General features: G+C 63.5%; 19 protein-coding genes and 1 riboswitch. Of the genes, 8 read left to right on the top strand and 11 right to left on the bottom strand.

Going from position 1 to position 25786, the window contains the following annotated elements; translation table 11 throughout:
• The first annotated feature begins 490 nt into the window (after positions 1 to 490).
• Positions 491 to 5221 carry a glutamate synthase large subunit gene (gltB, locus tag HNQ95_RS23525; protein WP_067958341.1) on the top strand — a complete coding sequence of 1577 codons (4731 nt, stop codon included), beginning with the start codon at positions 491 to 493 and terminating at the stop codon, positions 5219 to 5221.
• A 116-nt stretch (positions 5222 to 5337) separates the two neighbouring features.
• Positions 5338 to 6792 carry a glutamate synthase subunit beta gene (locus tag HNQ95_RS23520; RefSeq protein WP_067958344.1) on the top strand — a complete coding sequence of 485 codons (1455 nt, stop codon included), beginning with the start codon at positions 5338 to 5340 and terminating at the stop codon, positions 6790 to 6792.
• Positions 6793 to 6858: 66 nt separating this feature from the next.
• Here the strand turns inward: HNQ95_RS23520 and HNQ95_RS23515 are convergent, their stop codons facing one another.
• Both HNQ95_RS23515 and HNQ95_RS23510 read right to left on the bottom strand, forming a co-directional pair.
• A complete protein-coding gene (locus HNQ95_RS23515; protein WP_067958347.1) occupies positions 6859 to 8100 on the bottom strand; it encodes an SGNH/GDSL hydrolase family protein in 1242 nt (413 codons plus the stop codon).
• Positions 8101 to 8115: 15 nt separating this feature from the next.
• Entirely contained in the window at positions 8116 to 9333 is a 1218-nt protein-coding gene (locus HNQ95_RS23510) for a lytic murein transglycosylase (RefSeq protein WP_067966192.1), read from the bottom strand.
• Positions 9334 to 9580: 247 nt separating this feature from the next.
• Here HNQ95_RS23510 and galU point away from each other — a divergent pair, with 247 nt between their 5' ends.
• Positions 9581 to 10468, top strand: a complete 888-nt coding sequence (gene galU / locus HNQ95_RS23505; protein ID WP_067958348.1) for a UTP--glucose-1-phosphate uridylyltransferase GalU — start codon at positions 9581 to 9583, stop codon at positions 10466 to 10468.
• A gap of 63 nt (positions 10469 to 10531) precedes the next feature.
• A riboswitch (cobalamin riboswitch) is annotated at positions 10532 to 10714 on the top strand.
• 26 nt (positions 10715 to 10740) lie between these two features.
• On the top strand, positions 10741 to 11496 hold the full coding sequence (bluB, locus tag HNQ95_RS23500) for a 5,6-dimethylbenzimidazole synthase (RefSeq protein WP_376769270.1): 756 nt from the start codon (positions 10741 to 10743) through the stop codon (positions 11494 to 11496).
• Here the strand turns inward: bluB and HNQ95_RS23495 are convergent.
• Positions 11493 to 13178: an outer membrane beta-barrel protein gene (locus HNQ95_RS23495; RefSeq protein WP_067958352.1), complete on the bottom strand. Its 1686-nt coding sequence runs from the start codon at positions 13176 to 13178 to the stop codon at positions 11493 to 11495. The genes bluB and HNQ95_RS23495 overlap by 4 nt on opposite strands.
• Positions 13179 to 13328: 150 nt before the next feature.
• Here HNQ95_RS23495 and HNQ95_RS23490 point away from each other — a divergent pair, with 150 nt between their 5' ends.
• Positions 13329 to 14327, top strand: a complete 999-nt coding sequence (locus tag HNQ95_RS23490; protein ID WP_067958356.1) for a KpsF/GutQ family sugar-phosphate isomerase — start codon at positions 13329 to 13331, stop codon at positions 14325 to 14327.
• Positions 14328 to 14360: 33 nt separating this feature from the next.
• On the opposite strand, the gene HNQ95_RS23485 is transcribed toward HNQ95_RS23490, so the two are convergent.
• The 8 genes from HNQ95_RS23485 to omp10 form a co-directional block, all read right to left on the bottom strand.
• The gene (locus HNQ95_RS23485) at positions 14361 to 15569 is read right to left on the bottom strand and encodes an MFS transporter (RefSeq protein ID WP_154387493.1); all 1209 of its coding nucleotides are present in this window, start codon (positions 15567 to 15569) and stop codon (positions 14361 to 14363) included.
• 93 nt (positions 15570 to 15662) lie between these two features.
• The gene (locus HNQ95_RS23480) at positions 15663 to 16268 is read right to left on the bottom strand and encodes a TetR/AcrR family transcriptional regulator (protein ID WP_182575414.1); all 606 of its coding nucleotides are present in this window, start codon (positions 16266 to 16268) and stop codon (positions 15663 to 15665) included.
• Between the two features lie 121 nt (positions 16269 to 16389).
• Positions 16390 to 16854 (bottom strand): NfeD family protein, encoded by a 465-nt coding sequence (locus HNQ95_RS23475; RefSeq protein WP_067958367.1) that lies wholly within the window; start codon positions 16852 to 16854, stop codon positions 16390 to 16392.
• A 36-nt stretch (positions 16855 to 16890) separates the two neighbouring features.
• Complete coding sequence (locus HNQ95_RS23470) at positions 16891 to 17841, bottom strand: SPFH domain-containing protein (protein WP_067958370.1); 951 nt, start codon at positions 17839 to 17841, stop codon at positions 16891 to 16893.
• Positions 17842 to 17954: 113 nt separating this feature from the next.
• On the bottom strand, positions 17955 to 19169 hold the full coding sequence (locus HNQ95_RS23465) for an NAD(P)/FAD-dependent oxidoreductase (RefSeq protein WP_182575415.1): 1215 nt from the start codon (positions 19167 to 19169) through the stop codon (positions 17955 to 17957).
• Positions 19170 to 19234: 65 nt separating this feature from the next.
• Entirely contained in the window at positions 19235 to 20299 is a 1065-nt protein-coding gene (gene hemH, locus HNQ95_RS23460) for a ferrochelatase (protein ID WP_182575416.1), read from the bottom strand.
• A 221-nt stretch (positions 20300 to 20520) separates the two neighbouring features.
• Positions 20521 to 22485 carry a 5'-nucleotidase C-terminal domain-containing protein gene (locus HNQ95_RS23455; protein WP_067958378.1) on the bottom strand — a complete coding sequence of 655 codons (1965 nt, stop codon included), beginning with the start codon at positions 22483 to 22485 and terminating at the stop codon, positions 20521 to 20523.
• A 213-nt stretch (positions 22486 to 22698) separates the two neighbouring features.
• Positions 22699 to 23088 (bottom strand): outer membrane lipoprotein Omp10, encoded by a 390-nt coding sequence (gene omp10 / locus HNQ95_RS23450; RefSeq protein ID WP_067958382.1) that lies wholly within the window; start codon positions 23086 to 23088, stop codon positions 22699 to 22701.
• Positions 23089 to 23346: 258 nt separating this feature from the next.
• Here omp10 and HNQ95_RS23445 point away from each other — a divergent pair, with 258 nt between their 5' ends.
• The 3 genes from HNQ95_RS23445 to HNQ95_RS23435 are packed head-to-tail and all read left to right on the top strand — an operon-like array spanning position 23347 to position 25611.
• Positions 23347 to 24783: a PTS galactitol transporter subunit IIC gene (locus HNQ95_RS23445; protein WP_067958385.1), complete on the top strand. Its 1437-nt coding sequence runs from the start codon at positions 23347 to 23349 to the stop codon at positions 24781 to 24783.
• Positions 24784 to 24840: 57 nt separating this feature from the next.
• On the top strand, positions 24841 to 25302 hold the full coding sequence (locus tag HNQ95_RS23440; protein ID WP_182575417.1) for a PTS sugar transporter subunit IIA: 462 nt from the start codon (positions 24841 to 24843) through the stop codon (positions 25300 to 25302).
• 21 nt (positions 25303 to 25323) lie between these two features.
• Positions 25324 to 25611, top strand: a complete 288-nt coding sequence (locus tag HNQ95_RS23435) for a PTS sugar transporter subunit IIB (protein ID WP_067958390.1) — start codon at positions 25324 to 25326, stop codon at positions 25609 to 25611.
• The last annotated feature ends 175 nt before the right edge of the window (positions 25612 to 25786 follow it).

Below are 25786 nucleotides of genomic sequence, written 5' to 3'. Positions count from 1 at the left end.
CGTAATATGGCTGCGGGAGACTGCGTGGCAGGGGGTAGGCGCGAGCTAGACCGGATTTGCCGATCTTCGGCAAGTGCGGGGTCCAGAAATCGATTGAGGCAGGAAAAGTGCTGTTTTGACCGGGTGTTCAAAAATTACGCCATGCGACGGTTTGACGTAATTTTCGGTCTTTGCAGAGGCGGAAAATTCGTGAATCGGTCTTGTGCGTATTCAAGAATTCTGTCATACAAAATTTAGGACAGCAGTGCTGTCTTATTTATCTGCCCAATACGAACCGGATTTGGCGTATGATGACGCCGCGTCCGGCTTCCGCTGCGGGCTAGGGTCAGGGCTGAGGTCGGAGCAATCCGTTCACGTCTGTCCCGACTGCGGTTTAGCGCCGACGAACGGCGCTGGGCCGCTGCATATCGAGCATATCTGAAGGTGAACGGATCGGCATACTGCCGTCCCAAGGCAAACTGCCCGGATCGGGCTGGAATGGAGATAGACGATGACGGAGTTGACGCCATCTGTGACGACGGGTTTTGTGCCGGCCGCGCAGACGAAAGCGGCCAACAATAAAACCGATCATCTCCGAACCACCACCGGCTATGCAGCGCATGGCCTCTACGATCCGCGCAACGAACATGACGCCTGCGGCGTCGGTTTCATCGCCCAGATGAAGGGCATCAAGTCGCACCAGATCGTCAAGGACGGTCTGTTCATGCTCGAAAACCTGACGCATCGCGGCGCCGTCGGCGCCGATCCGCTGATGGGCGATGGCGCCGGTGTCCTGGTGCAGATCCCCGACCGGTTCTTCCGCGAGGAGATGGCCAAGCAGGACATCGATCTGCCGGCACCCGGCCAGTATGGCGTCGGCCACTGGTTCATGCCGCAGGATGCTGCGACGCGCGAACATGTCATGGACATCATCCGCGAGTCGGCGCAGTCGGAAGGTTTGCCGCTGATCGGCTTCCGCGATGTGCCGGTCGACAACGCCTCTTTGTCGAAGGCACCTGATATCGCTGCTTCCGAGCCGTTCCATTGCCAGGTGTTCATCGGGCGCACGCCCGAAGTCGACGACGATGAGGAGTATGAGGCGCGCCTCTATTTGCTGCGCAAGGTCATTTCCGGCCGCATCTATGCCGAGCACAACAACAAGGACATCGGCGCCTATTGCGTGTCGCTGTCAGCGCGCACCATCGTCTACAAGGGCATGTTCCTGGCCTTCCAGGTCGGCGCTTATTACAAGGACCTTTCCGATCCGCGCTTCGAGACGGCGCTGATCCTCGTCCACCAGCGCTTCTCGACCAACACGTTCCCGTCATGGAAGCTGGCGCACCCCTACCGCATGGTTGCCCACAACGGCGAAATCAATACGGTGCGCGGCAACAACAACTGGATGGCGGCGCGCCAGGCCTCGGTCGACAGCGAGTTGTTCGGCAACAACATCTCCAAGCTCTGGCCGATCTCCTATGAGGGGCAGTCGGATACGGCGTGCTTCGACAACGCGCTCGAGTTCCTGTTCCAGGGCGGCTATACGCTGGCGCATGCCATGATGATGCTGATCCCGGAAGCCTGGGCCGGCAACAAGTCGATGGATGCCGACCGCAAGGCCTTTTACGAATATCACGCGGCCCTGATGGAGCCGTGGGACGGTCCGGCTGCGGTGTGCTTCACCGACGGCCGCCAGATCGGTGCCACGCTCGACCGCAACGGCCTGCGTCCCGCCCGCTACATGGTCACCGACGACGATCGGGTCATCCTGGCGTCCGAAGCCGGCGTGCTGCCGGTTGATGAAAAGAGAATCATCAAGAAGTGGCGTCTGCAGCCCGGCAAGATGCTGCTCATCGACCTGGTCAAGGGCCGCATCATCTCGGACGAGGAGATCAAGTCCGAGATCGCGACCAAGCACCCCTACACGAAGTGGCTGTCCAACACCCAGCTGATCCTCGAGGAACTGAAGCCGGTCGAACCGCGTGCGTTGCGCAAGGACGTCTCGCTGCTCGATCGCCAGCAGGCCTTCGGCTACAGCCAGGAAGACACCAAGCTCCTGATGTCGCCGATGGCGACGACGGGCCAGGAAGCAGTCGGCTCGATGGGCACCGACACGCCGATCTCGGCGATGTCGGACAAGTCGAAGCTGCTCTACACCTACTTCAAGCAGAACTTCGCCCAGGTCACCAACCCGCCGATCGATCCGATCCGCGAGGAGCTGGTGATGAGCCTGGTCTCGTTCATCGGTCCACGCCCGAACATTCTCGACCTCGTCGGCACGTCGCGCCGCAAGCGTCTGGAAGTGCGTCAGCCGATCCTCACCAACGCCGACCTGGAGAAGATCCGCTCCATCGGCCACACCGAGGAAAGCTTCGACACCAAGACGATCGACGTCACCTATGCCGCATCGGAAGGTGCTGCCGGCATGCAGGGTGCGATCGAGCGTCTGTGCGAGCGCGCCGAGGCGGCGGTCGCGGGCCGCTACAACATCATCATCCTGTCCGATCGCCAGCTTGGTCCGGACCGCATCGCCATCCCGTCGCTGCTGGCGACGGCGGCCGTGCACCATCACCTGGTTCGCAAGGGCCTGCGCACCTCGGTCGGCCTTGTCGTCGAATCGGGCGAGCCGCGCGAGGTGCATCACTTCTGCTGCCTTGCCGGCTACGGCGCGGAGGCGATCAACCCGTATCTGGCCTTCGACACGCTGACCGACATGCACAAGCGGGGCGAGTTCCCGCCTGAAGTGGATGGCTCGGAGGTCGTCGGCCGCTACATCAAGTCTATCGGCAAGGGCATCCTCAAGGTGATGTCCAAGATGGGCATCTCCACCTACCAGTCCTATTGCGGCGCGCAGATCTTCGACGCCATCGGGCTGAAGACCGACTTCGTGGAGAAGTACTTCACCGGCACGGCGACCAACATCGAAGGCGTCGGGCTGGAAGAGGTGGCGACCGAGACCGTCAGCCGTCACGAATCGGCCTTCGGCGAAGACCCGGTTCTGCGCAACGCGCTCGAAGTCGGCGGCGAGTACATGTATCGCATGCGCGGCGAAGCCCATGTGTGGACGCCTGACGCGGTTGCCTCGCTGCAGCACGCCGTGCGTTCGGGCTCGTGGGCGACCTTCAAGGAGTTCTCCGCCCAGATCGACAGCGAAACAGCACGTGCCCAGCAGATCCGCGGCATGTTCCGCATCAAGCTGGCCGAGGAGAGCGGGCGCAAGAAGGCCGCGCTCGACGACGTCATGCCGGCGGCCGAGATCGTCAAGCGTTTCTCGACCGGTGCCATGTCCTTCGGCTCGATCAGCCGCGAGGCGCACAGCACGCTTGCCGTTGCGATGAACAAGATCGGCGGCAAGTCGAACACCGGCGAGGGCGGCGAGGAGCCCGACCGCTACCTGCCGCTGCCCGGTGGCGGCGTGAACCCCGAGCGTTCGGCGATCAAGCAGGTGGCTTCCGGCCGCTTCGGCGTGACGACGGAGTATCTCGTCAACTCCGACATGATGCAGATCAAGGTGGCGCAGGGTGCCAAGCCCGGCGAGGGCGGCCAGTTGCCTGGTCACAAGGTCGACGCGACGATCGCCAAGACCCGCCACTCGACCCAAGGTGTCGGCCTGATTTCGCCGCCGCCGCACCATGACATCTATTCGATCGAAGACCTGGCGCAGCTGATCTACGACCTGAAGAACGTCAACCCGGCAGCCGACGTGTCGGTCAAGCTGGTGTCGGAAGTGGGCGTCGGCACGGTTGCGGCAGGTGTCGCCAAGGCGCGCGCCGACCACATCACGATATCAGGCTATGACGGCGGCACCGGTGCATCGCCGCTGACCTCGCTCAAGCATGCCGGCAGCCCATGGGAAATGGGCCTCGCCGAGACGCATCAGACGCTGGTGCTGAACGGCCTGCGTTCGCGTGTCGCGCTCCAGGTCGACGGCGGCCTGCGTACCGGCCGCGACGTCGTCGTCGGCGCTCTGCTGGGCGCCGACGAGTTTGGCTTCTCGACCGCGCCGCTGATCGCGGCGGGCTGCATCATGATGCGCAAGTGCCATCTCAACACCTGCCCGGTTGGCGTCGCCACCCAGGATCCGGTGCTGCGCAAGCGCTTCAAGGGCACGCCCGAGCACGTCATCAACTACTTCTTCTACGTCGCTGAAGAGGTGCGCGAGCTGCTGGCCGAAATGGGTTACACCCACCTCGATCAGATCATCGGTGACGCCGACCTGCTGGAAAAGCGTGAGCTGATCAACCACTGGAAGTCGCGTGGCCTCGACTTCTCCAAGGTGTTCTACAAGCCCGATGCGCCGCGCGAAGCCGTCCACTGGACCGAGCGCCAGAAGCATCCGATCGACGACGTTCTCGACCGCAAGCTGATCGCCGAGGCGAAGGCGGCGCTCGAAACGCGCCAGCCGGTGAAGATCGAGGCAACCATCCGCAACGTCGACCGCTCAGCCGGTGCGATGCTGTCGGGTGAGGTCGCCAAGCGCTTCCGGCACAAGGGCCTGCGCGAGGACACCATCTCGGTGAAGCTGACCGGGACCGCCGGACAGTCCTTCGGTGCCTTCCTGGCACGCGGTATCTCGTTCGAGCTGGTCGGCGACGGCAACGACTATGTCGGCAAGGGCCTGTCCGGCGGCCGCATCGTCATCCGCCCGTCGGATGACGCCCGGATCGTTGCCGAGGATTCAATCATTGTCGGCAACACCGTGCTTTACGGTGCGACCGAAGGCGAGTGCTACTTCCGCGGTGTCGCCGGCGAACGTTTCGCCGTCCGCAACTCGGGCGCCGTTACCGTCGTCGAAGGCGTGGGTGACCATGGCTGCGAATACATGACGGGCGGCGTGGTGGTGGTCATCGGCAAGACCGGCCGCAACTTCGCAGCCGGCATGTCGGGCGGCGTCGCCTATGTCCTCGATGAGGAAGGCGATTTCGCCGAGCGCTGCAACATGGCGATGGTCGAGCTCGAGCCGGTCCCTGAAGAGGACGACATGCTGGAGAAGCTGCACCATCACGGTGGCGACATCGCCCACAAGGGCCGTGTCGACGTCTCGGGCGACATGACACGCCATGACGAGGAGCGCCTGGTTCAGCTGATCTCGAACCATATGCACTACACCGGTTCGACCCGTGCCAAGCAGATCCTGGACGACTGGGCGAGCTACCGACCCAAATTCCGCAAAGTCATGCCGGTGGAGTACCGCCGCGCACTGATCGAGATGGAGCGCATGAGGATGGGCGTCGCGGCGGAGTAAGCCGTGACGATCTTCCGGCGGCGCCCGAACAGGGCGCCTGCCATCGCATGCTTCATTTGAAGTGGTGGAATTCTAAGCCCGCGCCGAGGTGCTGGGCATGACTGACGAGAGTTACGATGGGCAAGGTTACAGGTTTTCTCGAAATTGACCGGCAGGTGCACAAGTACCAGCCGGCTTCCGACCGCATCCGGCACTTCCGCGAATTCACGCTGCCGATGTCGAACAAGGAAGTCGAAAAGCAGGCTGCGCGCTGCATGGATTGCGGCATTCCGTTCTGCCATGGCCCGACGGGCTGTCCGGTGCACAACCAGATCCCGGACTGGAACGACCTCGTCTACAATGGCGATTGGGACAACGCGATCCGCAACCTGCATTCGACCAACAACTTCCCCGAATTCACCGGTCGCATCTGCCCGGCACCTTGCGAGGAAGCCTGTACGCTGAACCTCGAGGACATTCCTGTCGCCATCAAGACCGTCGAGCAGGCGATCGCCGACAAGGCTTACGAGACCGGTTACATCAGGCCTTATCCGCCAGAGAAGAAGACCGGCAAGAAGATCGCTGTCATTGGTTCCGGCCCTGCCGGCATGGCAGCGGCGCAGCAACTCGGCCGCGCCGGCCACGACGTGCATGTCTATGAGCGCGAGAGCCGTCCCGGCGGCCTGCTGCGTTTCGGCATTCCTGATTTCAAGATGGAGAAGCACTATATCGACCGTCGTGTCGAGCAGATGACGGGCGAAGGCGTGACGTTCCATTGCGGCGTCAATGTCGGCGTCGACAAGCCGGTGACCGAGCTCCTGGCCGAGTATGATGCCGTGCTTTACTGCGGCGGCTCCGAAACGCCGCGTCCGGCGGGCATTCCCGGCGACGACCTTAAGGGCGTGCATGACGCGATGCCTTACCTCGTCCAGCAGAACAAGCGCGTCGGCGGCGAAGACATCCAGTCGGTTGCCTGGCAGTCGGAACCGATCGTCGCTGGTGGCCTGCATGTCGTCGTCGTCGGCGGCGGCGATACGGCGTCCGACTGCGTCGGCACCGCATTTCGCCAGGGTGCCGTGCGCGTCACCCAGCTCGACATCCGCCCGCAGCCGCCGGAGCGCGAGAACAAGCTCGCCGTGTGGCCCTATTGGGCGACCAAGATGCGCACCTCGTCCTCGCAGGCCGAAGGCGCGCAGCGCGAGTTCCAGGTGGCGACGCTGGAGTTCATCGGCGAGGAAGGCCAGCTGACCGGCGTGAAGTGCTGCGAAGTCGACGACAAGCGCAAGCCGATCCCGGGCACCGAGTTCGTCATCCGCGCTGATCTCGCCTTCATCGCCATCGGCTTCGCCGGGCCGCTCGCCGACGGTATGGTCAAGGAACTCGAGGGCAAGCTCGAGATCACCACCGACAGCCGCCGTTCGACCAATGTTGCCGCCAACGACCGCGACTACAAGACCAATGTGGACAAGCTCTATGTCGCCGGCGACGTGCGCCGCGGCCAGTCGCTTGTGGTCTGGGCGATCCGCGAAGGCCGCCAGGCCGCGCATTCGATAGATGCCGACCTGATGGGGTCGAGCGTCCTGCCGCGTTAAGCTGGCCGGAACCAAGCAAACAAAAAAGGCGCCGCGAGGCGCCTTTTTCGTTTCCGGTCGACAACTTTAGCGCCTGATGATGGCGGTCGTCGTTTCGGTTCCTTGCGCTGCAGGCAGCGGCTTTGGCGGCCAGGAGAAGTCGTCGATGCGGCCGGCAGGTGCTGCGGGGGCGATGCCTTGCACGGCAAGCTTTTCGCCTGGAGAACGCGGGTCGGACGTGGCAGCCGTCTGGCCGCCGAGAAGCTCCGTGCCACCGTCGAGTTCCGGATCGGAGAGCGAGACCGGCACCGTCCGGTCGATGTTGACAGGCACATTGAGTTCGCCGGGCGTCGCCTGCGGCAGGCTTGCCGGCACGACGGTTTCGGTACCTTGAGGCGTGATGCCGAGCAGCTTGTTCAGCGGCTTTTCGGCGAAGAAGGCGAGCTTGCGTTTGCCGGCGCGGGTGACGTTGATGCCGTCGTCGGCGCGCAGGCGCACCGGCTGGCCGTTGATGTCGGGGCCGCTGGTGACGAAGGCGCCGGCCTCGTCGACGAAGCCGTCCCAGACATCGACGAATTCGCTGCCTGCGGCTTCCGTTGCAGCACGGTAGATGTCGTTGAAGGCGAGCATGTCGGTGTTCATCTTCGACGACTTGAAGGCGGGCATGCCGACCCACAGGAACGGCACCTTGGTGTCGGCGATGGCCTTGGCCAGCTTGTCCGCGCGCGCCGCGTACTCCTTGGTCCAGGCGGCGCTCATCGGTGGCTCGCGGGTGTCGGCGACCCGCATCTGCTGGCGGTCGTTGGAGCCCATCATGATGATGACGGCGGCAGGCTTTTCCTGCTCGATCAGCGCCTTGGCTTTCTCGGGCCAGTTGTAATAGTCCTCGCGGACGAGGCCCGACGAGCCGTTGGTCTTGTCGATGACCCTGATCTTGGCATTCTCGGCAAAGACCGTGCCCAGCCCCTCGGCAATGCCGCCGCCGAGGAAGTCGCCGATGACCAACACGACACGCGCGTCAGCCAGCTTTTCGACCACCGGAACGGCCGGATCGGCAGCCCTGCCGATATTGCCGGCGGTTGCCTTTGGCTTGCGTGGCGTCTTGCGGATCTTCTTGCGCGGCTGCGGCTCGTCAATGATGAAGGGATCGACGCGCGGTTCGCGGCGCGGCATGAACAGGTCGCGCAGGGACCATTTGCGCAGAATGCCTTCCTGCGCCACGGCCGGCGTCGGCATTGTCGACGAAATGGCGGTCAAGGCGACCGCCACCGCGACCAGTGGCGTCGTCAGGCGCAACAGCGAAAACCGCGGACGACGCGTCAATGCCAATACAGCCTCCGGTTGCTAGTTACGCCGCAGGAACTTCAGCACTTCCATGCTCGGATGACCGTCCGGCGTCAAGCCCAGCTGTGCCTGGAATGCCTTGATTGCCGAGCGCGAACCCTCGCCGATCTTGCCGTCGCTCTTGCCGTCGTAATAGCCATGCGCCGACAGCCGTTTCTGCAACTCCTGCTTTTCCTCGAAGCTGAGCTTGGTGAACGGCCGCTTCCAGTCCTGCACCAGGCCACCATAGCCGGCGATCTCGTCGGCAAGAAGGCCGACGGCGAGCGCGTATTTGTCGGCGTTGTTGTAGCGCTTGATGACCGAGAAATTCTTGGTCATCAGGAAGGCCGGTCCGCCGCGGCCGTCCGGCACCTTGAGGGTGGCGACGTCGGAGCCGCGCTTGAAGGCCTTGCCGTTGGCGCGTTCGATGCCGAGCGATGCCCATTTGTCGAGCGTCAGCGATCCCGTCGGGAACTTCTGACCCGCGGGCAGCACCACTTCGTAACCCCAGGTCTTGCCGGCCTGCCAGCCGTTCTTCTTCAGAAGGTTGGCTGCGGTGGCGAGCGCGTCGGGCACGGAGTTCCAGATGTCGCGCTTGCCATTGCCGTCGGCATCGACCGCGTAGGCCTGGTAGCTGGTCGGGATGAACTGGGTGTGGCCCATCGCGCCGGCCCAGGAGCCGACGAGGTGACTTTCGTCGATGTCGCCGCGCTGCAGGATCTTCAGCGCCGCGATCAGCTGGGTGCGCGCGAACTTCGCCCGGCGCTGGTCGCCATAGGCGAGCGTCGCCAGCGACCGCACGACATTGCGCATCACCTTGTCGTTCTTGAGAATCTCGCCGTAGTTCGATTCCATCGACCAGATGGCGAGCAGGATGTAGCGGTCGACGCCATACTTGGCCTCGATGCGGTCGAGCCAGGGTTTCCACTTGCGCGCCATCTCGCGACCGACAGCAATTGACTGGTCATGGACGCGATTGTCGAAATAATCCCAGACCGGCGCGGTGAATTCGGGCTGGAACCGGGCCTTTTCAAGTACTTCGGGGTCGGCCGAGGTCACGCCACGAAAGGCGCGGTCATAGGTCGAACCGGAAATCCCGTTGTCTGCGGCGACGGAGCGGAAGCTCGCCACCCAGCGCTGGAAACCGGCTTCGGCGGCCGCCGGGCCGGCCGGAAGCATCAATGCCAGCGAAAGGGCAGCGGCGCTCAGGAGGCCTTTGGCGGTCTTGCGAAGGGGCATTCTTTCCTCCTTGGAGAGATCAGAAACACGATTCATCGCCGATGCCGGTTATCAATCAGTTTACCATAGACCCGTTGGGGAACGAAAAGCGGGTTGAGGGATTGTCCACCTAGCTGTTCGGACAATCAAGATCGCGTGATCAATGGTCTTGCCCGCTGTCGCCGAATATGTGAACGCATTCAGTATTCATCAATTCGGGCGTGGCAAAGTTGGCGTCCGATACATCCCTCTATCGGACGACCACGCAATGAAAAGAGTTCGCAAGGCAGTTTTTCCGGTCGCGGGCCTTGGCACGCGTTTTCTGCCTGCCACCAAGTCTATCCCCAAGGAAATGCTGACTGTGGTCGATCGCCCTGTGATCCAGTACGTGGTCGACGAGGCGCGCGAAGCGGGCATCGAACATTTCATCTTTGTCACGGGCCGCAACAAGGCGGTCATCGAAGACCATTTCGACGTCCAGTTCGAACTTTATGATACGCTGGCCCAGCGCGGCAAGACCGAGCAACTGGAGCGCCTGCAGCGGTTGCAGCCGGCCCCGGGCCAGACCTCGTTCACGCGACAGCAGGTACCGCTCGGCCTTGGCCACGCAGTGTGGTGTGCGCGCGAGCTGGTCGGCGACGAGCCCTTCGCGCTGCTGTTGCCCGACATGATCATGCAGTCGGAAAAGAGCTGCATGCGCGAGATGGTCGAGCTCTATGCCGAGACCGGCAACAACATCATCGCCGTCCAGGAATGCGACCCGGCCGAGGCGCACAAATACGGCATCGTCGGCAAGGGCAAGTCGGTTCACACCGGCTTCGAGATCGAGGGCATGGTGGAAAAGCCCAAGCAGGGCACGGCACCCTCGAACCTGTTCATCAATGGCCGCTACATTCTGCAGCCGGAGATTTTCAAGATCCTGGCAAGCCAGGAGCGTGGCGCCGGCGACGAGATCCAGCTGACCGACGCCATGCTCAAGCTCGAGAAGATGCAGTCCTTCTACGGCTATCATTATCGCGGCCGCACCTTCGACTGCGGCTCGCCGGAAGGTTTCGTCGAAGCCAACGTTGCCTTTGCCTTGTCGCGCTCCGATCTCAGCAGGAGCATGGCCGGCGTCATCGAAGGGCTGCTCGGCGAGATCAAGCCGGGCAAATAAGCCACATGTCGCCTGTGCGTCAGGATTGGACGCACGGTGCGATGGCTTTCGGCCGCTGCTGCCGCTAGAAATACCCTGCCAGGTGCCCGCAGCGATGCGGGAGAATCGGGAACACGGTGCAAATCCGTGGCGTGCCCAACGCTGTAAGAGGGACCGTATCGGCAGAGGCCACTGTTCATCCAACGGGAAGGCGCCGCAGACGGGTTGAACTCGAGCCAGAAGACCGGCCCGGCAGACATCGACCTCCGCATGGTCAGGCGGAGGGAACCGACATGCTCGCCAGGGGATATGCGATGCTTGCTGACCAGTTGAAGGCCGCTTCAGGCTGTTTCGATATCGCCGCACAGGATGCCGTTTACCGCGCCATCTTCACGCGCCGCGACGTTCGCAGCCATTTTCTGCCTGATCCGATCGACGACGATGTGCTGGCGCGGCTGCTGCTGGCTGCCCATCACGCGCCGTCGGTCGGCTTCATGCAGCCGTGGAACTTCATCGTCATCAGAGATCGCGAACGACGCGAGCGGGTCCGCGACCTGTTCTTTGCGGCGCGGCAGCAGGAACTGCCTGAGATCGCCGAGGAGCGGCGGGAGCTGTACCGCAAGCTCAAGCTCGAAGGCATCTGCGAAAGCCCGCTCAACCTGGTCATCACCTGCGACCGCAGCCGTTCGGCAAACTCTCCGCTCGGGCGATGGCACAATCCCGAGATGGACCTCTTCAGCACCGTCTGCGCGGTTCAGAATTTCTGGCTCGCCGCGCGTGCCGAGGGCATAGGCGTCGGCTGGGTCAGCATCCTCGATCGCGAGGCGCTGAAGCAGTTGCTAGGCATTCCCGATCACGTCGTGCCGGTGGCCTATCTCTGCGTCGGCCACGTCAGCGAATTCGCCGACAAGCCCGATCTCGAGCGCCATGGCTGGGGATGCCGTCTGCCGCTTGCCGAGCTGATCATGAGCGAGGTCTATGCGGGGCAGGGGGAGACGGCCTTGAGGGCCGCAGCCGCCGCGATCGGCGGTTTGCCCCAAGCAGGTTAGCGCTGGATTTTCAACCCGACGAAGACGCTGTTGGTCTTGGCGTCGCGGAACGGCAAGGTGCTGTCGAAGGTCTCATGGCGCAGCTTGCCGGTCAGGCCGGCGTAGCGGTTGAGCCACCAGGTCAGGCCCGCTTCGGCGCTGAGCCTCAGCTCGTGGTCGTTCGAGCTGGCATAGTCGCGGTAGCCGACGCCGCCGGCGAGGAATGCAGTCAGGTTGGAACGGATCTGCCGTTCGACGCTGAGGCGGCCGTTGTAGAGCACCGAACCGCTGTCGCCGGCAGTGGTCGAACCTTCGACCAGGGTTTCGCCGGTCAGGCCGACGATCGTGCCGCGCATCGGCGACCATCTGAGATCAGCGGCAATCGTCGCGGCGGAAACCGTCTTCAGCCGGTCGTCGTCGAAATCCTCCGAAATCCAGCCGGCCGAAATCTCGCCGCCGAATTTTTCGCCCATGTCGATCTCGACGCCGGCGCGGGCGCCGGTACGCTTGGACGAGCGCTCGAAACCGGCGGTGTCGAAGCGCAGGTCATAGACCCGGCGGCCGAATTCGACCTCGCCAAAGGGCGTCAACGCCGGTGAGACCTCGTAGCCGACGCGGACCTTGCCGGTATAGAGTCTGGAGTCGCGGTCCTTCTGTGAGAGCGTGGTGCCGTCGGTCAGTTCGGCGTCGCTGTAGCTTTCGTCGACAGCTTCGCCGGTCACTCCGAAGCGGAACTTGCCGACGGCCTTTTCGACACCCAGCGCGCCGTTCAGCGTGTGCAGGGTCGGCCGCTCGGCGGTGCCGGAGATGACCACGGGCGACGACGTCGATTCCGGGCGCATGCTGTAGCCGAGCCGCGCCAATGCGCGCATGTCGTCGGCGAGATCGAGCTGCAGCCGCCCGTCGATGCCGCCGCTGAGATCCTTGACCTCCTGGCCGGAGATGGATTTTCGGTAGTTGCCATAGGCGTCGATGGTCGCCGAATGGCTTTCCCAATCGGACGCGGCGTTCAGCCTGAGAGTCGTCTCGGACAGAACGGCCGACTTTCCGTTAAAGCTGGAATCCGCATTCGACGTCGCGGTGACGCCCTGTTCAAGGCTCGGCTTCAGAACGAAGGTGCCGAAACGGATGCCAGTCGGCTCGAACGGGTTCGCATCCGGCTGAGGCCTGCGGCCTTCGATGGCGCGCTGGCGCTCGGCTTCGGGTCCGTTCTCGATCTCCGTTTCGGAATCGACGGTGCCCTGGCGCACGGTGCCGGTGGTCAGCTCTTCGTCGGCTGCCGGCACTGCTGGCCGCTCGGCAGCCGTCGGCGCGGCGGTGCCGGCCGGCCGCTCACGTGCCTCGCGGGCGCGCTGGCGCGCGGTCGTGGGCGGACGGGCGGATGGCAAGGAGCCGGCCGATGTGCCGTCGGCGTTGGGCGGTTCGCTGAACAAATCGGTGGCCTCAGCGTCAGCCTGGGTTGGAATCGCGCCGGGGCTGACCGGCTGGTAGGCCGGTGCCTGGTCCTGCGCCTGCTCGGCCGCAGGGCGCCTTTTGTAAAGCCGCAGGGTGTTGTTGATGTCGTCTTCGCTGACCGGTCCGCGCAAGGCGGTTTCCTGGGCATGCAGCGGTGCGGCGCACAGCAACGTCGCCACGCTTGCCGTCGCCAGCAAGATGCGGAGTGCCGTGGTCTGTGTCCGTTGCTCCGGCCTGATCTGCGCCATCTTTCCCACTGCTTCGCCGACGCAAGGGCGTCGCACTTACCAACTGGTAAATCGCCATGGTTAACGGAGCGTTTCCCGCACGCCCTGAGAGGCCTCGTTTTGGGCGGATAATCATGGACAGCCGCACGCCGACGCGCTAACGCATGCGCCATGCACGCTGGATCGCTGAAAAAAGAGCCGGACGGGCAGGCGTCGATCGCCTCCGCGCTCCGCACCGTCACCATCGAGCAGGCCGGCATCGCCGCGCTTGTCGCAGCGCTTGAAGGCCCGCTCGCCGAGCCATTCGCCAGGGCTGTCTCGATCCTGGGCCAGCTCAGCGGCCGGGCGATCATCACCGGCGTCGGCAAAAGTGGGCATATCGGCTCCAAGCTGGCGGCGACCTTCGCCTCCACCGGGACTCCGGCCTATTTCGTCCATCCTTCGGAAGCCATTCACGGCGATCTCGGCATGATCACCAGGGAAGACGCGATCGTCGCACTCTCCTGGTCGGGTGAAACAGCAGAGCTCAAGGGTATCGTTGCCTATTCGAGGCGCTTTTCGATCCCGCTGATTGCGCTGACGGCCGGCGATACGTCCGCCTTGGCGCGTCAGGCCGACGTCGTCCTGTCATTGCCCCGGGCGCCGGAAGCCTGTCCGCACGGTCTTGCGCCGACGACGTCGACGCTGCTGCAACTCGTCGTCGGCGACGCGCTGGCCGTGGCTTTGCTCGAGGCGCGCGGCTTCACTGCCGATCATTTCCGCACCTTCCATCCCGGCGGCCAGCTCGGCGCGAGCCTGATGCCGGTCGGCGACCTGATGCACAAGGGCGAGGAAATGCCGATCGTCGCCGTCGGCACCAAGATGCCGGAGGCAGTAAAGACACTGTCCAAGAAGCGTTTCGGTTGCGTCGTTGTCGTCGACGAGCAGGGCCGGCTGGCCGGCATCGTCACCGACGGTGACCTGGCGCGCAATCTCGATCGAAATCTCGCCGAGACCAATGTCGAGGACATCATGACCCGACAGCCCAAGACGGTGCCGCCGCAGATGCTGGCGGGCACTGCGACGGCAATGCTCAACGAGCACAACATCAGCGCCATCCCGGTGGTCGAAGGCGACAAGCCTGTCGGCATCATCCACTTCCACGATCTGCTCCGGGTTGGCGCCGCCTGACCGGCGCCCTGCTGCCAACTGCCTGACGGCCCCCTACTCAGCTTCGTCCGGACCGAGGGCGAGCGCGCCGATGACCGCGCAGGCGGCAAGCATGGCCGCGCATGCCGATAGAACAGCTGTCGGGCCGAACAGATCCAGCGCGGCACCGACAACGAGAGCGGCAAGCGGGGCCGTGACGAGGATCATTCCGATCGATGCGCCGATGACATGGGCGCGCAGGTTCTTCGGCGCACTGGTCTGCAACAGGGTGGTGAAAACAGGCGAGAGCGGGCCGGCGGCGATGCCGAGAACTGCACCTGATGCAATCAGCGTGGGCACCGCGCGGTCGATCACGAGCATGATGACGCCGGCGGCCAGGCCGACGAAGGCGGCAACGAAGACACTGCGCAAGGCGGGCCGACCGCCGATTACGGCCATTGCAAGGTTGACCGCTATGGCACCGGCCGCGGCGGCGGTGAGATAGAGCCCCAATGTCGAAGCCGACTGCCCTTCGGCGCGCAGAATTGCCGGCAGGGCAACATTTTCGAGTGCGACGAAGGTGCCGGTGCCAAGGCTTGCCAGCAGCAGGGCCGTCCGCAGGCGGACCGATCCGAAGATGATGCGCATCGCGCCAGCCAGTTCAGTGGACGCGGTTGAGGACATCTGCCGCAGGCGGAACTGGGGCAGGCTGAGCGCGGTCATCAATGCGGTCACGATGTTGAGTGCGGCGATGATCCACAACAGCGTAGAGGTCTCGACGATCGCCACCAGCAAGGCAGCGATCGCCGGCCCGACGATGGCGGCGCCGTTGTCGACAAGGTCGTCGATGGCATTGGCGCGCAGCAGCGGCATGCGCGCCAGACGCGCGATTTCGGGAACGCGGGATTCGATCGCGACGCTGCCGGGGCCGTCGAATATGGCGCCGAGCAAGGCAAGCGCGACGAGTGCACCGATGGTCAGCATGCCGAAGCCGTAAAGCAGGGCGGCGGCAATCGACGCTGCGCAGCCGAGCCCGACAGCGATCATGGCGGTCTGGCGGATGCCGAGTCTTTCGGCGACAGGGCCGCCAAACGCGCTGCCGAGAATAGCCGGAGCGAGTGTCACGAAGGCGACGATGCCCATCCAGCTGGCGCTGCCGGTGAGGTCGTAGACCAGCCAGGGATAGACGATGGCGGTGATTGCATTGCCCAGGCTGAAGAAGATACTGGCCAGCTGCAGCCCGGCAAATGGGGCGCGTGTCCTGGCAAGGCGCAAGGTGTTCATGACAGTTTCGCTGCGAGCCGCAGCATCCTTTGCTGGTTCTGGTTTCCAGGATTTCCGGGGCAAGCCTTGCCGGCCTGTGCCCGTCTGTCTCGCCTATGTAGTTGCTCCCGGCCTGAGAAAGCGGGTCAACAGCAGATGCAATGTCTTCTTTTGCTCGAGCGGCTTGAAGCCGGGGTCGACGGCGACGCGGCCGAACACGCCGTCGATGAGCGCGGAGATCCATTGGGCGCCGTCGGCAGGATCGAGCCCCGGCCCGATCTCGCCGCGCGCGGCGGCATCGCGCAGGATCAGGGCGAGTGCTGTGCGCATTTCGGCGTCATGGGCCGTGACGAGGGCTGCGATCTGCCGGTCGCGCATCGCCTCCGCCGCGATTTCGAGTGCGAGGCTCGAATAGGCCGGGTCGGCGGCCAGTTCGAGCACGATGTCCATGAATTTGAGGATCTCGCCGAACAGGTCCTGGCTGTTGTCGATCTGTGCGAAATAGGCCGCCGTCTCGCGGCGATCCTGCTCGACGATTGCCGCGATGATGGCGTGCTTGGTCGGATAGTAGTGAAACAGGTTGCCGGGGCTCATGCCTGCTTCGGCGCAGATTTCCGCGGTCGAGGTGCCGTGAAAACCTTTCCGGGTAAAACAGGTGATCGCCGCAGTCAGGATCTGCTGCTTTTTTGCCTCGAACTTTTCTGGGTCGACCTTGCGCATCCGCGCTCTCGTTTATTATTAGATTGATCAATCTAATAATTGAGCGTAGTCATGTGGTCAAGTCAAAGGGATGCTCCAGGGGGCTGGCGAGGTGCCGCTCAAGCGATCAGGAGAGCTTGCCTCAGACCGGCTCCACCACCAGTTCCAGGTCGGTGTCGGCAGCGCCTATGACACGCACCTGCGCGCCGGCGGGCAGATCGGGGCCGGAGACCCGCCAAGTCGTGTCGCCGAGCTTGATGCGGCCACGGCCTTCCCTGATCGGTTCGGCCAGCGTTGCCGTGCGGCCGATCATCTGGGCGCCACGATTGTTCAGAAGGGGCTGGTCGGATGCCTGTTCGCGGTCGCGAACGAGCTTCTTGCCGACATAGGCGGAGGCAAGCGAGAGCACCAGGAAAATCAGGACCTGCACCTGCCAGGTCCAGAACGCCGCGTCCCAGAGCAGCAGCGACGCCGAGCCGACGATCAGCGCGGCGATGCCGATCCACAGCAGGAATACGCCCGGCGCAAAGATTTCCAGACACAGCAGGATGAAGCCGAGCAGCATCCAGTTCCAGGGACCGAGTTCGGCAACGATGCTTGCGATCATGTGCGGTTCCTCAATTCACCTCGTCCGGTCAGAGGCTCAGCCCTGCTCGGGCGGAATCCTCGGTGGCCGGGAGGCCTGGCGCTGCCCGCCTGCCGTGCCGCCGTCGCGGAAGACTTCCTTGGCGATCTCACCGATACCGCCAAGTGTGCCGATCAGCGACGACGCCTCCATCGGCATCAGGACAAGCTTGCTGTTGTTGGCTGTTCCAACCTTGGCCAGCGCCTCGGTGTACTTCAGCGCGACGAAGTAGTTGATCGCCTGGACGTCGCCCTTGGCGATGGCTTCCGAAACCACCTGGGTGGCGCGTGCCTCGGCCTCGGCGGAGCGTTCACGCGCCTCGGCGTCGCGGAAGGCGGCTTCCTTGCGGCCCTCTGCTTCCAGCACCTGCGCCTGCTTCATGCCCTCGGCTTCGAGAATCTGGGCGCGCTTGTTGCGTTCGGCCATCATCTGGCGACCCATCGATTCGATCAGATTCGCCGGCGGATTGATGTCCTTGATCTCGACGCGGGTGATCTTGATGCCCCAGGGGTGTGCCGCTTCGTCGACGACGCGCAGCAGGCGCTCGTTGATGGCGTCGCGGTTCGACAGCAACTCGTCGAGATCCATCGAACCCATCACGGTGCGGATGTTGGTCATGGTCAGGTTGAGAATGGCGTTCTGCAGGCCGGCGACCTGATAGGCCGCCTGCGGCGCGTTCAACACCTGATAGAAAGCAACGCCGTCGACGGCGACCATCGCATTGTCCTTGGTGATGATCTCTTGCGTCGGCACGTCGAGCACCTGCTCCATCATGTTCATCTTGGCGCCGATGCGGTCGATGAAGGGGATGATCAGGTTGAGGCCGGGCGTCAGCGTCCGGGTGTAACGACCGAAACGCTCGACAGTGTAGTTGTAACCTTGGGGAATCGTCTTGATGCCGGCGAACAGCACCAGGAGCACGAGAACGACAAGTACCGGGATGACGATATCGAAGCCGCTGAAGCCCATGCGAAACTCCCCCGCAAGTTGAGTGCGCGATTCACAAGTCGCGCCACATGCGTTGAAGACTTAAGGGCGTTTCAGCGGCGATACAACACAGCAAGCCGGAAATGTCGTCCGGCTTAGCGTGGGAAGGCGAACAGGTCGGCGTCGGCATCCCGGTGGCCGGAAATGCCGGCGCTGACGATCTCCGCCGCGATGCGTGAATAGGTGATGCCATTGCCGCCATAACCCATGGCTGCATGGATGCGCGGGTGGCCGGGAATGGTGCCGATATAGGGCAGGCCGGTCGGCGTGGTCCCGAACGAACCGGCCCAGGCGAATGCCGGTTTGGCATCGAGTCGCGGGAAAAGCCGCTTCAGCTTCGCCGAAATGCGATCCGATTTTTCGGCGATCAGCGCGTCGCGCCGAACCTCATCGGCGAAATCCTCGTCCTCGCCGCCACAGATCACCCGACCGTCCGCCGTCGCGCGCAAGTAAAGATAGGGGTCGGAGGCCTCCCAGATCAGATGCCTGCCCGGCCAAAGCGCCTGCCTTTGTGGTTTTGTTGCGATCGCCCAGGTCGAGATGATCTTGTGGTCGGTGGCGGGTATCAGGTTGGCGACGAGTTCGTAGCCGGTCGCCAGCACGACATGGCCGGCCGTAATCGTCGGGCCTTCCGCCGTCACCACCACCGCCTCTTCGCGTCCGGTCTGGATGGAGACAGCCTCGACGGGGGCGTAGAAGCGTGCCTTGCACTCCAGCGCCCTGTGCAACAGCCCGGCGGTCAGCTTTCTCGGGTCGAGTGCCAGATTGTCGTGGCTCAGGATGGCGCCCTGGCGTCGGATGCCGCACTGGTCTTGCAGTTCGGATGCGGCAAGATAGGTGGCGTGAATGCCGGCAAGGCGCCGGGCTTCTGCCTCGTCGCGCAATGCCGGCGCATCCAGAACATCGCCGGCAAGATAGAGCGAAGACCTGGTTTCCATGTTGCAACGGATGCCAAGTTCGCCGACGCGCGTCCTGAGGTTCAACACCGCAAGACGCGAACGTCGCCAGGCACGTTCGGCCTGTTCACGGCCGATGCTGCCGGCGAGTTTCGACAGCGGTTGATCGATCTCGAACTGGACGAGTGCGGTGGTCGCCGCAGTCGAGCCGAGGAGCGGTCCGCGCCTGTCGATGCAGACGACAGCATGGCCAGCATCGGTCAGGGCTTCGGCGATCAATGCGCCGCTGATGCCCATGCCGACGATGGCTACGTCGGTCCTGATGTCGCGGGTGAGCTTACCTGTCGGCACGGACGGTGCGCGGTAGGCGTGCCAGACGGGCCGTCCGGTCCTGAGGTCAAGCTTGCGGGTCATAGACGGGCGGATCTCCCTGGCCCGTGGTCAACGCCGCGCACCGATGGAGGTTCCGCCGCCGGCGGTTAGACCCAGCCCATGAGCTCGCGACGCGTGATCGTCTCGATCACCGCCATGCCTTCCGGACTGTCGTTGAGGCAAGGGATGTGGGAAAAATTCTTGCCGCCGGCATGGTGGAAGATCTCGGCGTTTTCGCCGGCGATCTCCTCCAGCGTCTCGATGCAGTCGGACGAGAAGCCGGGGTTGACGATGGCGATCGACTTGACGCCCTCCTTGGCCAGCCGCTCGACGGTCTTGTCGGTGTAAGGCTGCAGCCATTCCTGCGCACCGAAGCGCGACTGGAAGGTGGTCATCAGCTTCTTGTCGCTCATCGCCAGCCGCTCGCGCAGCAGCCGTGTCGTCTTCACGCAATGGCAGTGATAGGGGTCGCCCCTCTCGAAATAGGGCTTCGGGATGCCGTGATAGGAGGCGAGGATGACCTCCGGTTCGAAGTCGAGCTTGGCCAGGTGCTGCTCGATCGAGCGGGCCAGCGCTTCGATATAGACCGGCTCGTCATAATAGGCGGGAACCGTGCGGATCGACGGCATGGCGCGGATCTTCATCAGCGCGCGGAACAGCTGGTCGCTGGCGGTCGCCGTCGTCGTTGCCGAAAACTGCGGATAGAGCGGGAACATGACGATGCGGTCACAGCCCTGGGCGATCAGCTTCTTGACGACGCTCTCGGTCGACGGGTTGCCGTAGCGCATGGCCCAGTCGACGACGACGTCAGGCAGGTCGCTGAGCGCTTCTGCCAGCTTCTCGCCCTGGGCGCGGGTGAAGGTGCGCAACGGCGACTCATCGCGATCGGTGTTCCAGATCTTCTTGTAGTTCTCGCCCGACTTCTTCGGCCGCGTGTTGAGAACGATGCCGTAGAGGATGGGATACCAAAGCACCCTGGGCATCTCGATGACGCGCGGGTCGGACAGGAATTCGCGGAGATAGCGCCACATCGACTTCTTGTCGGTGCCGTCGGGCGTGCCGAGATTGACCAGGAGAACGCCGACCTTGCCCTTGCGCACCGCCGGATGACCGTTTGGAAACGCGCCCAGTGCCTTGGCCGATGTCTCGTCGATTGTGGTCGTCAGGTTCATTCGGTGTCTCCGTTACGCGGGATACCTAATTGAATGGGGTGGGCATTCAATGTCGCGTCTGGCCGCACCCTGCAAGGGAATAGGGCAACAGGGCAGCTGGGAGTAGGGTTTTGTCGCCCCAGTACCTTATTGCTTACTGCCCTATTGCCCGATTCTCCTGCCCGGAATCTAATAACCCGCCCGGCATGCCGGGCGGGTTTGTCTTAAGCAAGTGGCCCTGTTCAGTTTGCCGACGGGATCGAAAGCGTTCCGCCGATATGCAGGTCCTCGGCCTTGGCGTCCGGGTTGGCCGCGGCAATCGCCTGCCACTTGGTCGCGTCACCGAGATAGGTTTTGGCCAGATCCCAGAAGGTGTCGCCGCGGGCAATGGTGTGCGACTTGCCGGCGGCAGCCGGTGACGCCGCAGCGGGTGCAGTTGCCTCGGCAGGCTTGGCTGGCTCGACTGTCGGAGGCGTGCCGGCGATCTCGCCCGAGGCGCTCGGCAGCGCAGGCGTTGCCGGTGTGGCTTCGGTCGTTGCCGCGGGGGCGGCTTCAGCCGGCTTGGCCGGCTCGGCAGCAGGCGCTGCGGCAACGGTCGCGGCGATCTCGGTGATGCGGCCGTCGAGCTTGGGCGTGAACGGACGGTTCTTGCCGAGATAGTCGGCAACGACCTGTTCGAGGCTCGGACCATAGTCGTAGGCGTTGGTGGCGTTCGACGCGAACAGCTTGTAGCCGTCGCCGCCCTGGCGGACGTAGTTGTTGGTCGCGACCGTATAGACCTTGGCTTCGTCGATCGGCTTCCAGGCGCCGCCGTCCATCACCTCGACCGATTTGATGCGGCCGGCATTGGCGGCGACCGATTTGTCGAAGGAGTATTTCAGGCCGGCGACCTGCGGAAACTTGCCCTTGCCTTCCTCGATCTCGCTGACGCCTGCCTCGAGCGAGGCGACGATGTCCTTGCCGGAGAGCTGGAAAGTGGCGAGCGTGTTCTGGAACGGCAACACGGTGAGAACTTCGCCCATCGTCACCACGCCCTTGTCGATCGAGGCGCGGATGCCGCCGCCGTTCTGGAAGACGATGGTGACGCCCTGGTCCTTGACCCGGTCGAGGATGGCGTCGGAGATCAGGTTGCCCATCGCACATTCGCGGGCACGGCAATTATCGCGGCTGCCGTCGATCAGGTCGGTGGCCTCGGCGACTTCCTTGTTCTTCAGCTCTTCGATCGGCGCGCCGAGTTCCTTGATGCGGGCGAGAACCGCCTCGTCCGGCTTGACCGAGTTGTCGAGATAGATCGGGTCGCCCTTGGCTCCCTTGACCACGCCGTTGTCGTCGAAGGTGACGGTGAACTCGCCGAGATATTTGGAGTAGGACGCGGCCTGGGTGACCGGAACCTTGTAGCCCTCGGGGTTGTCGATCATCGTCGGGTAGGGGCCCTCAGCCTTGGCGTCGGTGTTCGACAACAGAGAATGCGAGTGGCCGCCGACGACAACGTCGACGCCGGGAATCTTGGCGATCAGTTCCTTGTCGCGGGGATAGCCGACATGGGTCAGCGCGATGATCTTGTTGACGCCCTCGGCCTTCAGCTTCTCGACTTCGGCGGTGATCGTCTTGATGTCGTCTTCGATGGCGATGTTCGGGCCGGGCGAGGCGATTTCCGGGGTATCGGTGGTGACGGCGCCGATGATGCCTATCTTCTGGCCGCCGACCTCGAGCACCAGTGACGGCTTGATGCGGTCGCCGACCTTGGACTGGGCATTCGGGTGGACGTTGGCCGAGAGAACCGGGAACTGGATCTTCTCGAGGAAAGGCACCAGCGCTTCTTCGCCGTCGTCGAACTCGTGGTTGCCCACGGTCATGGCGTCGAACTTCATCTGGTTGAGGAATTCGGCTTCAACCGCGCCCTTGTAGGTGGTGTAGAACAAAGAGCCCTGGAAGTTGTCACCGCCATTGAGCAAGAGAACGTTCTGGCCTTCGAGTTTCTTGCGCTGTTCGGCAATCGCCGTGACCAGGCGCGCGGCACCGCCGATGCACTCGCCTTTGCCCTCTTCTTCGGCGGAGCAGGTCGATTCAAACTTGTTGTTGCTCTCAATGCGGCTGTGCCAGTCATTGATATGCATGATGGTCAACGTATAGTCGGCGAATGACGGCGCGGCGGAATAGCCGAATGCCGAGGCCGACAAAGCCGCAATGGCAGCCAATCTTTTCATGATGAAATCTCCCGAATGACCCCCGCGAGACGTTTAGCGTCTTCGCTTGATCGGAATGTTACACATTCCTTGGCGCCATGTTCACATTCCGAATTTTCGGATGCAAGGGAGAATCGGAAACGAAAAGCCGGCTTACTTGCCGGGCATGGCTTCCGGCCGCGCCGGAAGCCTGAAAGGAGATGCCGTGCCCGCCGAAGCGGGCTTGGAATGCCGTCAGGCGGTACGCCGGGTCAGGGTGAATTGCTGGCCGGCCGAGCTGGTGCAGTTGAGCTGGTTGGCCGAGATCAGCAGGCAGTTGAAGCTGATCGGCGACTGGCGGATCAGCGACGTGCCGTTGATCTGGACCGAGTTGGCGCCAGTCAGGATGTAGGTACCATCCGAGAGCTTCTGGCCGGTGTCGGTCGCGACCGTCTGGAACGAGCCGGCGGCAAAGGTGGAGAGCCCAGTGCCCTTGGCGTCGAGCCAGGCACCTTCCACACCCGTCGGCGCTGGCCTCACGCCACCGCCGCCCGAAGATCCGCCGCCGCTGGTCGAACAGCCGGCAATGGCGGCCGCAAGCAAGGCAAGCACTCCGGCCGAAGCAATTTTGCGCGAAGTCGTCATGAAAGAATCCTCTCCTCAGTCCGCAGCCTTCAATCGCCCGATTTTGCTTTCAAGGCAAGGCTTTGCCGGCCGACATCGTCGGTCGGGCAATTGCGAATTGACTGCGACTGTGGCCGATTTGCCCGCCCGTTGGGCCGTCGGGACCGCATGGGTAGATTGACAGTTTTTGTAAACGATGCAACTTTCGTATGCCGTAAAACACAAATGTTCTAGGCAAGGGATGTGCCTGGAGCAACTTAGACGCCTTGGGGAGGCAACATGGATTCGTTTCTGACCGGCCTGAAAGCGGCCGTGGACACGCTTGGAGCAACGGTACTGTTGCCCATCGTCATTTTCATCATCGCTGTGGTTCTCGGCGCCAAGGTGGGCAAGGCGTTCCGCGCCGCCATCACCATCGGTGTCGCCTTCATCGGCATCAACCTGGTGCTTGGGCTGATGCTCGGCTCGATCGGCGACGTCGCCAAGGCGATCGTCACCAACACCGGCATCCAGCGCGACATCGTCGATGTCGGCTGGCCGTCGGCTGCCGCCATTGCCTTCGGCTCGTCGGTCGGCCTGTGGGTCATTCCGATCGGTATTGCCGTCAACATCGCGCTGCTGCTTTTGCGACTGACGCGCACGCTCAACGTCGACGTCTGGAATTTCTGGCACTTTGCCTTCGTCGGTTCGCTGGCCACCGCCGCTACCGGCAGCCTCGGCTACGGCTTGGCGGTCGCAGCGCTCGTCGCAGCGCTTGCGCTGCTGTTCGCCGACTGGTCGGCACGCGCGGTGCAGCAGTTCTACGGCATTCCCGGTGTGTCGGTGCCGCATCTGGCCTCGGCGCAGATCCTGCCCATCGCCATCGTGCTGAACTGGATCATGGACCGCATTCCTGGCATCAACAGGATCAATATCTCGACCGAGACCATCGAGAAGCGCTTCGGCGTGTTCGGTGAGCCGGTCGTGCTCGGCCTGATCATCGGCCTCGTGCTTGGTGTGATCGCGTACTACAACGCCGGCGATTTCGGCACCGTGCTGTCCAAGGTGCTGACGACGGGCATGACGCTGGCTGCTGTGATGCTGCTTCTGCCGCGCATGGTGAAGGTGCTGATGGAAGGCCTGCTGCCAGTTTCGGACGCCGCCCAGGAATTCGTCCGCAAGCGCACCGGTGACCGTGAGCTGCTCGTCGGCCTCGACTCGGCGATCCTGATCGGTCACCCCGCCGCCATCTCGTCGTCGCTGATCCTGGTACCGATCGCCATCGTGCTGTCGGTCATCCTGCCCGGCAACCGCGTCATCCTGTTCGCCGATCTTGCAGTCATTCCGTTCATTGTCGCCATGACCGCGCCGCTGCTCAAGGGCAACGTCTTCCGCATGGTCATCGTCGGCACCGTCACGCTGGCGCTCGGCTTCTACGTCGCCAACGCGCTGGCGCCGCTGTTCACTAGTGCTGCCGTCTCGTCGGGCTTCCAGATGCCGGCCAATGCGGTGCAGATCACCTCTGTCGTCGACGGCTTCCTGTGGATCCCCTACGTGATCATCGAAGCGATCCAGGGCCTCGCCATCGCCGGCCTAGTTCTGCTCGCGGCGGTGATTGCCCTGCTGTTCGTCCTCTACCGCCGCAACAGCGCGGCATGGGAACGCGCGGCGGGTGCCGAGGACGAAGCCGAGCAGGCAGCCCCTGCCGTCCGCGCCAAGGCTTCGGCACACGCCTGACATCGAAAACCCGGACCGGCGGCGCGTGCCGCCGGTTTCGGACACTGGAGTAGTTGAATGGCGCGAGCCCTGATGAACTTTCTCGATCCCCAAGCCATTGCCCTGGGGGTCGAGGCACAAGACAACGAAGCGGTCATCCGCCTGCTGGCCGGCAAGCTCGAGGCGCTCGGCTATGTCCGGCCATCCTATTCGGGCGCCGTGGTAAAGCGCGAGGCGACGATGCCGACCGGCCTGCCGCTCGGCTACGCCCTCAATGTCGCCATTCCGCACACCGACCCGGAGCATGTCCTGAAACCGGGGATCGCGCTGGCCGTGCTGCGAAAGCCGGTGGACTTCGCCAACATGGAAGATCCCGACGAGGCGGTGCCGGTCGGCTACGTGTTCCTGCTTGCCATCAACGACAAGGACAAGCAGATAGATATGCTTCAGGAAATCATGGACACCATCCAGAGCGAGGCGGCGCTTGCCAGCCTCAGCAACGCCAGGTCGATCGAAGACATCGGCGCAGTGCTCGGCTAGCCATAGGAAGGGATTTACTCGATGGCCAAACAGAAGACCGTTCTCTTTGCCTGTGGCACCGGCGTCGCCACCTCGACGGCGGTCAACGCCACCGTCACCGAAGCCATGAAATCGCGCGGGCTGATCTTCAACGCCATGCAGTGCAAGGCGACCGAAGTGCCGAGCCTCGCCGACAATGTCGACCTCATCGTGTCGACCACGCCCATTTCGGCGTCGGTGACTGTCCCTGTCATCAAGGGGCTCGCCTTCCTGACCGGCATCGGCAAGGACAAGGCGCTCGACGACATCGAGGCCGAGCTGCGCAAGTAGCTCCACCTCCGCGAGCAAGCAAAAAGCCCGCCATCCGGCGGGCTCAGACTGCTGACAAACCCCTGGCGAGAGTTGGGGGGTTGTGATTCAGTGGGTGATGTTGAAGCGAGCCGGCCCTGAACAAACCGCACTTGAGATCGTCACGCTCGATCAACTGGTTCCAGTTGATCACCTT

The organism is Aminobacter ciceronei (assembly GCF_014138625.1).
GTDB classification, from domain to species: Bacteria; Pseudomonadota; Alphaproteobacteria; order Rhizobiales; family Rhizobiaceae; genus Aminobacter; species Aminobacter ciceronei.
Note: the sequence above shows the minus strand (reverse complement) of the source record. Positions and strands in the feature narration are given on the sequence as shown.

Coding starts and splice junctions, on each gene's coding strand:
- HNQ95_RS23520 (WP_067958344.1), top strand. CDS start 5,338: ATGGGCAAGGTTACAGGTTTTCTCGAAATTGACCGGCAGGTGCACAAG.
- HNQ95_RS23490 (WP_067958356.1), top strand. CDS start 13,329: ATGCACGCTGGATCGCTGAAAAAAGAGCCGGACGGGCAGGCGTCGATC.
- gltB (WP_067958341.1), top strand. CDS start 491: ATGACGGAGTTGACGCCATCTGTGACGACGGGTTTTGTGCCGGCCGCG.
- HNQ95_RS23470 (WP_067958370.1), bottom strand. CDS start 17,841: ATGGGCTTCAGCGGCTTCGATATCGTCATCCCGGTACTTGTCGTTCTC.
- HNQ95_RS23465 (WP_182575415.1), bottom strand. CDS start 19,169: ATGACCCGCAAGCTTGACCTCAGGACCGGACGGCCCGTCTGGCACGCC.
- HNQ95_RS23440 (WP_182575417.1), top strand. CDS start 24,841: ATGGCGCGAGCCCTGATGAACTTTCTCGATCCCCAAGCCATTGCCCTG.
- galU (WP_067958348.1), top strand. CDS start 9,581: ATGAAAAGAGTTCGCAAGGCAGTTTTTCCGGTCGCGGGCCTTGGCACG.
- HNQ95_RS23485 (WP_154387493.1), bottom strand. CDS start 15,569: ATGAACACCTTGCGCCTTGCCAGGACACGCGCCCCATTTGCCGGGCTG.
- HNQ95_RS23445 (WP_067958385.1), top strand. CDS start 23,347: ATGGATTCGTTTCTGACCGGCCTGAAAGCGGCCGTGGACACGCTTGGA.
- HNQ95_RS23510 (WP_067966192.1), bottom strand. CDS start 9,333: ATGCCCCTTCGCAAGACCGCCAAAGGCCTCCTGAGCGCCGCTGCCCTT.
- HNQ95_RS23435 (WP_067958390.1), top strand. CDS start 25,324: ATGGCCAAACAGAAGACCGTTCTCTTTGCCTGTGGCACCGGCGTCGCC.
- omp10 (WP_067958382.1), bottom strand. CDS start 23,088: ATGACGACTTCGCGCAAAATTGCTTCGGCCGGAGTGCTTGCCTTGCTT.
- HNQ95_RS23495 (WP_067958352.1), bottom strand. CDS start 13,178: ATGGCGCAGATCAGGCCGGAGCAACGGACACAGACCACGGCACTCCGC.
- bluB (WP_376769270.1), top strand. CDS start 10,741: ATGCTCGCCAGGGGATATGCGATGCTTGCTGACCAGTTGAAGGCCGCT.
- HNQ95_RS23475 (WP_067958367.1), bottom strand. CDS start 16,854: ATGATCGCAAGCATCGTTGCCGAACTCGGTCCCTGGAACTGGATGCTG.
- HNQ95_RS23480 (WP_182575414.1), bottom strand. CDS start 16,268: ATGCGCAAGGTCGACCCAGAAAAGTTCGAGGCAAAAAAGCAGCAGATC.
- hemH (WP_182575416.1), bottom strand. CDS start 20,299: ATGAACCTGACGACCACAATCGACGAGACATCGGCCAAGGCACTGGGC.
- HNQ95_RS23455 (WP_067958378.1), bottom strand. CDS start 22,485: ATGAAAAGATTGGCTGCCATTGCGGCTTTGTCGGCCTCGGCATTCGGC.